Origin of the sequence: Streptomyces sp. NPDC053541, from assembly GCF_044544705.1 — a bacterium.
In the GTDB taxonomy this organism is placed as follows: Bacteria; Actinomycetota; Actinomycetes; order Streptomycetales; family Streptomycetaceae; genus Streptomyces.
Map to the genome: position 1 here is coordinate 1 of NZ_JBITXM010000018.1, position 10,922 is coordinate 10,922.

The window sequence follows — 10,922 nt, forward strand, 5'->3', positions numbered from 1 at the left end:
ACCGCCGCGGCGAACGGCGCGATCTTCGCCTCCGCCAGCGCACGGACCGTCTCCCGGAGCATCTCGTGCTCCTCCGACGGACGATACAGATCGAAGTCCTTGGCCATGGTCTGGGGCTCCCCTAGCAACGCTTGTGGCAATGATGGCACTGGTATGGCACTGAGTACCCTCAGCAAAACACACTCAGTGCCACGATGCTAGTGGCTCAGGGTGCGACATGCCCGACACACAGGCACGACGGCCCCGGCCGGGGGAGCACACCCCGGCCGGGGCCGTCTCGTCTTCTTCCCTCTCTGTAGGGGAACTCAGCCCTTCGGGCGGGTCGTCACCACCACCGCGCCGGCCAGGAGGACCACGTTCTTCACCACGAACTCGCCGATCAGGGTCAGCAGGAGCGGGTTGGCGTGCTCGAAGGCGGCGTGGGGGGTCAGGAGGAGGACCAGGAAGGTCCCCAGGAGGTGGGCCGTCAGGGCGGGGAGGAGGAAGTGGGCGGCGCGGGCGGTGAGCAGCCAGAGGCCGAGGGCGATCTCCGCCCAGCCGAGGGCCGGGACGAACCAGGTGCCGGTGTCGAAGGGGATGACGTCGACGACCAGCTGGGCGGCCGGGCTCTGCCCGATCGCCTTCAGGACGCCGAACCAGACGAAGACGCCGCCGAGCCCCACCCGCAGCAGCACCAGGCCGTAGCGGTGCAGGCGCGGCGCGAGGCGGTCGAAGAGGGCGGTCGGGGACGGGGCGGCGGACGGCGCCGGGGCCGGGGTCTGCGGTCTGACCTGTGAGGAAACGGACATGCGCGGCCACTCCAAACGGATCGTGCGGGATCGGTGAGGTCTTGCCGGACGGACAGCGGGGGTGGTGCGGTCACCGGTCCGGCGGCCGGCGGCCCGCGGCGCTCGCCCCAGAGCGGGGCGGCCGGGGTGGCCGGGATGACCGGGCGGACCCGAGTCCTCGGGTCGGCGGTGCGCGTGCAGGGGGCCTGCGGTGCCAGGACCGTCGGGGCCCCGCCCGCTCGGCGGGCGACGGGGCGGGCCACGGGCGGTGTGCGCGGCGGGGCGGCGGTCGGCCGTCGCCCCGAGGACCGGGACCGAGTGCCGCACCCTGGCGGCACGGCGTACCCGGGCACAAGGGCCGGAGGTGCCTGGCGTCCCCTCACGCTATCGACCCGGCGCCGCCCCCGGCCCCGCCCATCGCTTCCTTGCATGCCTCCGATGGAAGAAGCCGATAGGCCGTTGCCCCACGCGATCAAATCTCGCCAGCCTGAGGACTGTTCGAGCTTGTGTTTGATCCGCGATCCCCTCGATCCGACCGGCCCCGGAACCCCCGGCGACCCGGGCCGACCAGTCCGGCCCCGGCCGCCGCAGGTCCCCGGCCGATCCGGGACCGCACCGTCCGTTTCCGGCCCGCACCGCACGCGAAGGAAAAGACCAGGGATGTCTCAGCGACCCGTCTCCACCGATCCCGCCACCCCCGCGCCGTTCACCCGGCGCCGGGTGCTCACCGCCTCCGCCGCCGCGGCCGGCGCCTTCGCGCTCGCCTCCGGCGGAAGCGCCTGGGCGGCCGCGGCCCCGACGCAGCGGTTCGAGGCGGAGACCCGCACCGGCCGCCGGGCCCCCGGCGCGGTCGCCGAGCCCACCGTCGTGGTCCGCTGGAACCAGGCCACCATGGACGCGATCCTCGGCCGCTACCAGGCCGTCGGCAACCGCTTCGGCCCGGCCACCGTCAACGCCCGCATCCTCGCGATCGTGCACAACTGCATCTACGACGCCTGGGCCTGCTACGACCGGATCGCCTCCGGCACCCGCTTCGGCGGCGCCCTGCGCCGCCCCCGCGCCGAGCGCACCCTCGACAACAAGAACGAGGCCGTCAGCTACGCCGCCCACCTCGCGCTCCTGGAGTTCTTCCCGGAGTACAAGGTCGCCATCGACTCGATGCTGAGCAGCCTCGGCTACGACCCCGCACTGACCTCCCCGCGCCGCTACAGCCCCGCCTGGATCGGCCGCCGCACCGCGCAGGCCGTGCTCGACCACCGGCACGGCGACGGCGCCAACCAGCTCGGCACCCCGCCGTACGCCGACACCACCGGCTACCAGCCGAAGAACCCGCCGCAGACCGCCGGCGCCTTCGACCCCTCGATCGTCGTCGCGCCCGAGCACTGGACCCCGCTGATCGTCGGCGGCAAGCTGCAGAAGTACCTCACCCCGCAGTTCGCCGTGATGGAGCCCTTCGCGCTCAGCCGCCCCGACCAGTTCACGGTCGCCGCGCCGCCCGCGTACCCCTCGGTGCGCATGACCGCCGCGATCGAGGAGCTCCTCGACATCAGCGCCCACCTGACGGACGAGCAGAAGTGCATCGCCGAGTTCTGGCTCAACGACGACGTCACCCCGCCCGGCGCCCAGCAGATGTGGGGCCGCTTCGTGTCCGCCCGTGACGGCCACGACATCGACCAGGACGCCAAGCTCTTCTTCGGCCTCAACATGGCCGAGTGCGACGCCGCCATCGGCTCCTGGGCGGTCAAGCTGGACCACGACTTCGCCCGCCCGTCCACCCTCATCCCCTACGACCAGCGCGGTCGTCAGATCACCGCCTGGGGCGGCCCCGGCCGCGGCACCGTCACCATGGACGGCGTCGACTGGCAGGCGTACGTGGCGGTGCCGCCGTTCCCGGCCACCGTCTCCGGGCACAGCACCTTCTCGGGGGCCGCCTCCGAGTTCCTGCGCCGCTTCACCGGCACCGACGCCTTCGGCGACTCCTTCCGCTTCAAGGCCGGCACCTCCACCGTCGAGCCCGGACTCACCCCGCGCACCGACGTCGTCCTGACCTGGCCGACCTTCACCGAGGCCGCCCACCAGGCCGGCATATCCCGGGTGTACGGCGGCATGCACTGGAGCTTCGACAACGAGCCCGGCATCGAGATGGGCCACCGGATCGGCGAGGTCGTGTACCGCCGCGCCATGCACTACTTCAACGGCTGTTGAGGAGCGAGCACGTGACCAACCAGACCCCGACCCAGACCCAGGGGCAGCAGCCGGGCCAGGCCCCGGCGCCCGCCGCCCCGGCCGCGGCGAAGGGCGGCAGCGGCGCCCCGCCCTTCCCCGGTGCCAAGCCCGCCGTCCTCGGCACCCTCGCCACCGTCGTCTCGCTCGTCGTCCTCGTGGCGCTCGGCGAGGCCACCGGCCACCTGCTGATGATCGCCCCGCTCGCCGCCACCGCGATGATCGTCTGCTCCACCCCGGCGCTGCCGCCCGCCCAGCCGCGCAACGTGGTCCTCGGCCAGCTCGGCTCCGGCGCCCTCGGCCTCGTCGCCGTCGCGCTCCTCGGGCACTCCCTGTGGGTCGCCGCCGTCGCCGCCGGCCTCAGCGTCGGCCTGATGCTGGTGCTGCGCGCCGTGCACGCCCCGGCCGCCGCGACCGCCGTCCTCGCCGTCCTCCAGGACCCCCAGCCGCTGCGCTTCCTGCTGCTGCTCGGCATCGGCAGCGTGCTGCTCGTGCTGATCGGCCTGGTCGCCGCGAAGGCCGGAGTGATCGCCAAGTACCCGAGCTACTGGTGGTGAACCCGATGAACCGCGAGAACCTGCTCATCGACGTGGAACGCCTCCAGGAACTCCTGAAGGACCCGGCCGGCCCCGCCGGCGCCGGACTCGTCCTCGTCGAGATCACCGACGGCGGCAACGACGGCGGCGGCCGCCCCGGCCGCATCCCCGGCGCGGTCCGCATCGACTGGACCGGCGACCTCCAGGACCCGGTACGGCGCGACCTCGTCGGCCCCGAGGCCTTCGCGGCCCTCCTCGGCCGGCACGGCATCTCCGAGGACGACACCGTCGTCTTCTACAGCGGCAACAACAACTGGTGGGCCGCGGCCGGCTACTGGCAGTTCCGCCTGTACGGGCACCGGGAACTGCGGCTCCTGGACGGCGGGCGGGCCCGCTGGGAGGCCGTCGGCGGCGCCCTCACCACCGAGGCGCCCGAGCGCCCCGCGACCGCGTACCCGGTGCCGGCCGGCCTCGACGAGACGATCCGCGCCCGGCGCGAGGACGTCCTCGACCACATCGGCCGCCGCACCCTGCTCGACGTGCGCTCCCTGGAGGAGTACCTCGGGCACACCAACACCCCGCCCGGGGTCCCCGACGACATCGGCGTGCGCTGCGGCCACGCCCTGTCCGCCACCCACATCCCCTGGCACACCGCCATCCACGCCGACGGCACCTTCCGCGGCGAGGAGGAGCTCAGGGCGGCCTACGGAGCCCTGGACCCCGCGGCCACCACCGTCCTGTACTGCCGGGTGGGCTGGCGCTCCGCGCACAGCTGGTTCGTCCTGCACGAGCTGCTCGGCCTGGGCGACGTGCGCAACTACGACGGCGCGTGGCGGGAGTTCGGCTCCCTCATCGGCGCGCCCGTCGTCAAGGGCCCGAACGCCTGGGGCCCCGACCCGATCCCGTCCGTCGTCCCCCAGCGGGCCCCCTCGGAGGTCACCACCCGTGCCTGACGTCACCGTCTTCCGCGATGTGCTGCGCAACGGCTTCGAACAGACCGACCTGCCCTGGGTGCCGTGGACCGAACCCGGCCGCGAGGGCGTCGAGTACGTCGTCCTGTGGGGCCCGGGGCACGCCGGAGAGGAGGACTCCGCCTCGCTGCTGCTCCGCTTCCCGCCCGGCGCGCACGGCGACTTCCACGAGCACCTGGGGCACGAGCTGATGCTGGTGCTCGACGGCACGCTCGACCACAGCGACGGGCGCCGCTTCCACCGCGGCGACCTCGTGATCGAGGAACCGGGCACCCGGCACCAGATGTCCAGCGCCACCGGCTGCACGGTCCTCGCGGTCCGCGCCCGGCCCGCCTCCCCGCGCACCCCGGAGGCGGGCGAGATCACCACTGGCGTCGGCGCCGGCGCCTGACCCGCAGGGTCGCGGACCGGTCCCCGTCCGGTCCGCGACCGGCCCCGGCAAGGGGCCCCGGCCCGCCCGCCCCGCGCGGGCGGCGCCCCCCGGCACCCCCGCACCACCCGCACACCTCGCGCCCCCCGGCACGACCCCGCACACCTCGGCACTCCCGCCGTACGGGCTTCCCCGTGGCCCGTACGCCCGCCCCGGCACCCCGCGCGCCCCGCCCCGGCCGCCGGCCGTCGCCCGCCGCCGGGCCGTGGCCCCCCAGGCCGTGCGCGCCGTCCCCCCGGCGCCGCCCCGTGCACCGCTCCACCCGCGGACCGCCCCGCCCCGCGCCGTACCGAACCGCCCGGGCTCACCCCCGTACGCCCGTACGCCCCCGCGCATCCGCATCCGCACCGTCACTGGAGACACGCCATGCAAAGTCCGCACAGTCCCGAGCCGTCCCGCCGGGTCCTCCTCACCACCGGCTCCTCCGACGCGCACACCTGGAACCTGGTGCACCTCCAGCTCTTCCTGGAGGAGCACGGGCACTCCGTCCTCAACCTCGGGCCCTGCGTCCCCGAGCGGCTGCTCGTGGACACCGCGCGGATGACCAGCCCCGACCTCGTCGTCCTCTCCTCGGTGAACGGCCACGGGCACCAGGACGGACTGCGCGCCGCCCGCGCGCTGCGCGAGGACGAGGAGACCCGGGACATCCCGATGGTGATCGGCGGCCTGCTCGGCATCTCGCCCGAGGGCGCCGAGGAGCGCACCGCCGAACTGCTCGCCGCCGGCTACGACGCGGTCTACCCCGACGGCACCGCGCCCACCGCGCTGCTCGCCCGGCTCGGCCGCCTCGAGGAACGGGCCGCGACCAGAGGCGCGTGTACCGGGCGGGCCGCGGCGTGACCCATCCCGACCGCTCCGCGCAGCACCCGCATCCGCCCTCACCGCCCGGCCCGTCCGCGCCCGCCCCGGTCGCCCCCGGCGACCTCGGCGCCTTCGTCCAGGAGGCCGCCGCGGCCGGCGAGCTCGTCGTCCAGCCCCGCATGGGCATGGTCTCCCCGGAGGAGATGGCCGCCGGCGTCGCCGCCGTCGCGGCCCTGCCCGAACGGACCGTCGCCACCCTCACCATCGACAGCTACACCCGGGTCGGCGACCACGCCGCCGCCACCGCCGCGCTGCGCACCGGACGGCCCCTCAACGGCTTCCCGATCGTCAGCCACGGCCCCAGGACCGCCGCCCGGACCGCCGCGGCCGCCGGCCGCCGCACCCCGGTGCAGGTCCGGCACGGCTCCGCCGACCCGATGGCCATCTTCCGCACCATGGCCGCCGCCGGGCTCTCCGCCAGCGAGGGCGGCCCCGTCTCGTACTGCCTGCCCTACGGGCGCACCCCGCTCGCCGAGTCCGTCGCCGCCTGGCGGGACTCCGTGCAGTACCTCGCCGAGGAGAGCCGCGCCCACGGCCGGCGCGCCCACCTGGAGTCCTTCGGCGGCTGCCTGCTCGGCCAGCTCTGCCCGCCGTCCATGCTGGTCGCCGTCTCCGTCCTGGAGTGCCTGTTCTTCGCGCAGAACGGCGCCACCAGCGTGTCCCTCTCGTACGCCCAGCAGACCCACCCCGTGCAGGACGCCGGGGCGCTCGCCGCGCTGCGGCAGCTCGCCGACGAGCTGCTGCCGCCGGCCGTGGACCGGCACGTCGTGCTCTACACGTACATGGGCGTCTACCCGCGCACCGTGCCCGGCGCCCGGCTGCTGCTGCGCCGCAGCGCCGAACTCGCCGTGCACGGCGGGGCGCAGCGGCTCATCGTCAAGACCGAGACCGAGGCGCACCGCATCCCGACGGTCGCGGAGAACCTCACCGCCCTGTCGGTGGCCGCCGACGCGGCCCGCGCAGCCCGGGCGCGCGCCGGGAACGCGGCCGGCGCGGGCACCGGCGCCGACGCCGAGGAGATCCTCGCCGAGGCCCGCGCCCTGGTCGGCGCGGTCCGGGCGCTCTCCGACGACCTGGGCCTCGCGCTCCTGAAGGCCTTCGACCGGGGGCTGCTCGACGTGCCGTTCTGCCTGCACCCGGACAACCGGGGTGAGGCCCGCTCGGCGGTCGCCCCGGACGGCCGGCTGCAGTGGACCGACCTCGGCTCGCTGCCGCTGCTCACCACCAGCCGGAGGACCACCCCGATGACCTCGCGTCAGCTCGCCGGGATGCTCGACCGGGTCTCCCGGGAGCACGACCTGGCGGCCGAGACCGCGCCGCCGCCGGAACCGGCCCCGCTGGACACCCCGCGGTGCCTGGCCGACCCGGCCGCCGAGCCGCTGCGGATCGCCTTCGTGGGCATGGGCCCGCGCGGCCTGTCCGTCCTGGAACGGCTGGCGGCCCGCTGCGCGGAGCGCCCGCCGGCGCGCCGCATCGAGGTGTTCGCGATCGATCCGCACGAGGCGGGGGCCGGGCGGATCTGGCGGACGGACCAGTCGCCCTGGTTCCTGATGAACACCGCCGCGCAGGAGGTCACCATGTTCTCCGGCCCGGCGGACGACGGCCCGCACCGGCCGGGCGCCGGGCCCTCGCTCGGCGAGTGGTGGGCCGAGCACGACCCGGCCCGCGCCGAGCCGCAGGGCTACGCCCCGCGCGCGGTCTACGGGCGCTACCTGCGCTACGTGATGCGGCGGATCGAGGAGACCCTGCCGCCCTGCCTCACCGTGCACCAGGTGCCCGCCCGGGTGATCTGCGCGGACCGCGGCGCGCCGGGGGAGCCGTACCGGCTGCGCCTGGACCGCGGCGACGTGCTCACCGTCGACCGGGTGCTGCTCGCCACCGGCCACCCGGTGAACGAGCCGGACGGGCAGCAGCGCGAGTGGCGGCGGTTCGCCCGCGAGCACTCCACCCCGGCCCGGCCGCTGCGCTACATCGCGGGCGGCTCGGCCAACGAGATGCCGCTCGCCGACATCCCGGCCGGCGCGAGCGTCGGCGTCATCGGCATGGGCCTCACCTTCTACGACGTGCTGGCCGAGCTCACCCTCGGGCGCGGCGGCACCTTCACCGACGGCGGCGACGGGCTGCTCTACCTGCCGAGCGGCAAGGAGCCGCGGATCCTCACCGGCTCGCGGGCCGGCGTGCCGCTGCTGACCCGCGGCGTCAACCAGAAGGGGCCCGAACACCGCTACCGGCCGGTCCTCTTCACCCCGGCCCGGATGGCGCGGCTGCGCGCCGAGCACGCCCCGCTGGACTTCGAGCAGCTGGTGCTGCCCTGGCTGCTGGCCGAGGTGAACCTGGTGCTGCTCGCCACCCGGATCCGCCGGGTGCACGGACCGGACGGGGCCCGGGAGTTCACCGAGCGGGCGGCCGACGCCCTCGCCCTGGTCCCGGACCAGGACGTGCTGCGCGACCTGGCCGCCGGCTACCGGATCGACCCGACGCCGCTGGCCGGACTCGACGCGCTGGCCCGGCCGTTCGCCGGCTGCCGCTTCGGCTCGCCCGCCGAGTTCCACAAGGTGCTCACCGAGTGGCTGCGGGCCGACCTGGGCGACGCCCGGCTGGGCAACGCGGACGGGCCGATGAAGGCCGCGGCGGACGTGCTGCGGGACGTCCGGCAGACCATCCGCGAGGTGGTCGACTTCGGCGGGCTCACCCCCGCCTCGCACGCCTGGTTCCTGGCCGAGTTCGGGCCGGTGGCGGCGATGGTGTCGACCGGCCCGCCGCTGCTGCGCTCCGAGCAGTTCCTGGCGCTGCTCGCCGCCGGGGTGCTCGAACCCGTCGGCCCGGGTGTGCGGTTCGGCACCGACCCGGTCGGCGGGCGGTTCACGGTGGAGTCGGCGCAGGTGGAGAACTCCTGGGCGCAGCTCGACGTGCTCGTCGACGCGCGCCTGCCCGGCACGGACATCGCCGCGGACCGCGACCCGCTGATCCGCGGGCTGCTCGCCGACGGACTGGTGCGGCCGTTCGTGAACGCGGGCGGAACCCGGGCCGGGGCCCGGGAGTTCAGGACCGGCGGCATGGACTGCACCGACGCGCCGTTCCACCCGGTCGGCGCGGACGGCACTCCGCAGGAGGGCATCCACGTGCTGGGCATCCCCAGTGAGCACACCCGCTGGTTCACCCAGGTCGGCAGCGGCCGGCCGGGCGGCTGGGGCTCCTTCACGCGCGACGCGGACGCCATCGCGGGCGCGCTCGCGGGGGCGGCCGGATGACCGCGCCCGTCCGGCGGCCGGCCGCCCGCGCCGCCCACCGCAGGACCGCCGCGCACGAGGAGTACCGGGCCGCCCGGGACCTGCTGCTGCGGCTGCGCGGCGACCGGGAGGCGGCCTCGGCCGCGTTCCGCTGGCCGCGGGCCCGGCACTTCAACTGGGCCCTGGAGTGGTTCGACGTGGTCGCCGAGGGCAACCGGCGCACCGCCCTGGAGATCCTCGGCCGGCCCGCCGCGGACGGCACGGTGCCGGTCGTGGACCGGGTCACCTTCGCCGAACTGTCCGCCCGCTCCGACGCGTTGGCGGTCGCCCTCGCCGAGGCCGGGGTCGAGCGAGGCGACCGGGTCCTCGTCCTGCTCGGCACCCGGGCCGAGTTGTGGGAGACCCTGCTCGGCTGCATCAAGCTGGGCGCGGTCGTCGTCCCTGGCTACCAGGACCTCACCCGGGACGAGGCCGTCGACCGGATCGCCCGCGGCGGCATCCGGCACGTGGTGTGCGCGCCCGAACTCGTCCACATGATGGGCGAGTCGGGTGTGCCGGGGGTGCGGATGGCGCCCGGCGCCGGGGGAGTGCCGGGCTGGGTCCCGTACCCCGACACCCGGGACGCCGAGCGCCGCCCGGCCTTCCTGCCGCCCGGCCCGACCCCGGCCGCCGACCCGTCCTTCTGCTACTTCACCTCGGGCACCACCTCGCTGCCGAAGCTGGTCGAGCACTCCCACGCCGGTTACGCGGTGGGGCACCTGTCCAGCCTCTACTGGAGCGGGCTGCGCCCGGGCGACCGGCACCTCAACCTGTCCGCGCCGGGCTGGGCGAAGCACTCCTGGTCCAGCTTCTTCGTGCCGTGGACGGCGGGCGCCACGGTCGTCGCCCCGCCCGACGGCGGCCTCCCGCCCGAGCTGCTGCCCGGGGTGCTGGCCGCCCAGCGGATCAGCAGCCTGTGCGCGCCGCCCAGCGCGTGGCGGGCGATGCTGCCGTACGTGACGGCGGGCCGGGGCGCGCCCCGGCTGCGGGAGGCGACGGCGGCCGGCGAGCCGCTGACCGCCGAGGTCACGGACCGGATCGAGGAGGCCTGGGGGGTGCGGGTCCGGGACGGCTACGGGCAGACGGAGGCGACGGCCCTGATCGGCCGGGCCCCCGACACCCCGGTGCCGCTGTCCCCGCTGGGCCATCCGCTGCCCGGCTACCGGATCGTGCTGCGCGACCCGGAGACCGGGGAGCTCGGCGACGCGGGGGAGGTGTGCGTCGACCTGGCGGAGCGTCCGCCGGGTCTGATGCGCGGCTACGTCGACCTTCCCGCCCGTCCGGACCGCACCGCGGCGGCCTTCGCGGACGGGCTGTACCGCACCGGGGACCGGGGCGAGCGGCTGGCCGACGGGTCGATCCGGCTGCTCGGCCGGAACGACGAGGTGTTCAAGTCGTACGGGCACCGGGTCTCCCCGATGGAGATCGAGGCGGTGCTGCGCAGCCACCCCTCGGTCGCCGACGCGGCGGTGGTCCCGGGCCCGGACGAGCGCGGCGGTCTCGCCCCGTACGCCGTGGTGGAGCCGCGCGGGGCGGTCGAACCGGAGGCGCTGCGCGCCGAGTTGCTCACTCTGGCGCGCCGGCGCCTGGCCCCGGTCTTCGTCCCGAAGGCGGTGGCCCTGACCCCCGCCCTGCCCCGCACCCGCTCGGGCAAGGTCCGCCGCACGGCCCTCACCCCGGAGGGCCGCGAGGTCTGAGGGGTGCGGGAGGGGTGTGACGACGCCCGGGGCGCCCTCGTGAGGGGGGCGCCCCGGGCGTTTCCGTACGGACCTAGGGGGTGTCTCGCCGATCATGCCGGGCTCTCGTCGCCCGGCACCGCGCCTCGCCGCGTTGTCGTCGGTCGCCGATGGCCCCCTGGGCTTCGC

8 protein-coding genes are annotated in these 10,922 nt (G+C 75.8%); 7 read left to right on the plus strand and 1 reads right to left on the minus strand.

All coding sequences use genetic code 11. The features are described 5' to 3' along the window. Positions 1-305: 305 nt before the first annotated feature. Complete coding sequence (locus ACIGW2_RS33360; protein ID WP_391656673.1) at positions 306-788, minus strand: hypothetical protein; 483 nt, start codon at positions 786-788, stop codon at positions 306-308. A gap of 639 nt (positions 789-1,427) precedes the next feature. On the opposite strand from ACIGW2_RS33360, the gene ACIGW2_RS33365 reads away from it, so the two are divergent. From ACIGW2_RS33365 to ACIGW2_RS33395, 7 genes are all read left to right on the plus strand, one after another. Beyond that, on the plus strand, positions 1,428-2,972 hold the full coding sequence (locus ACIGW2_RS33365; RefSeq protein ID WP_391656672.1) for a vanadium-dependent haloperoxidase: 1,545 nt from the start codon (positions 1,428-1,430) through the stop codon (positions 2,970-2,972). An 11-nt stretch (positions 2,973-2,983) separates the two neighbouring features. Further along, a complete protein-coding gene (locus tag ACIGW2_RS33370) occupies positions 2,984-3,547 on the plus strand; it encodes an HPP family protein (protein WP_391656671.1) in 564 nt (187 codons plus the stop codon). Between the two features lie 5 nt (positions 3,548-3,552). Next, positions 3,553-4,479: a sulfurtransferase gene (locus ACIGW2_RS33375; protein ID WP_391656670.1), complete on the plus strand. Its 927-nt coding sequence runs from the start codon at positions 3,553-3,555 to the stop codon at positions 4,477-4,479. Continuing rightward, complete coding sequence (locus tag ACIGW2_RS33380) at positions 4,472-4,888, plus strand: cupin domain-containing protein (RefSeq protein WP_356075703.1); 417 nt, start codon at positions 4,472-4,474, stop codon at positions 4,886-4,888. The genes ACIGW2_RS33375 and ACIGW2_RS33380 overlap by 8 nt, the downstream gene beginning before the upstream one ends. Positions 4,889-5,293: 405 nt before the next feature. After that, complete coding sequence (locus ACIGW2_RS33385) at positions 5,294-5,767, plus strand: cobalamin-dependent protein (protein ID WP_361578163.1); 474 nt, start codon at positions 5,294-5,296, stop codon at positions 5,765-5,767. After that, positions 5,764-9,039, plus strand: a complete 3,276-nt coding sequence (locus tag ACIGW2_RS33390; protein ID WP_399847829.1) for an FAD/NAD(P)-binding protein — start codon at positions 5,764-5,766, stop codon at positions 9,037-9,039. The genes ACIGW2_RS33385 and ACIGW2_RS33390 overlap by 4 nt, the downstream gene beginning before the upstream one ends. After that, positions 9,036-10,754, plus strand: coding sequence for an acyl-CoA synthetase (locus ACIGW2_RS33395; protein ID WP_399847830.1), 1,719 nt, complete (start codon positions 9,036-9,038; stop codon positions 10,752-10,754). Before ACIGW2_RS33390 ends, ACIGW2_RS33395 begins: the two co-directional genes overlap by 4 nt. Positions 10,755-10,922: the final 168 nt, after the last annotated feature.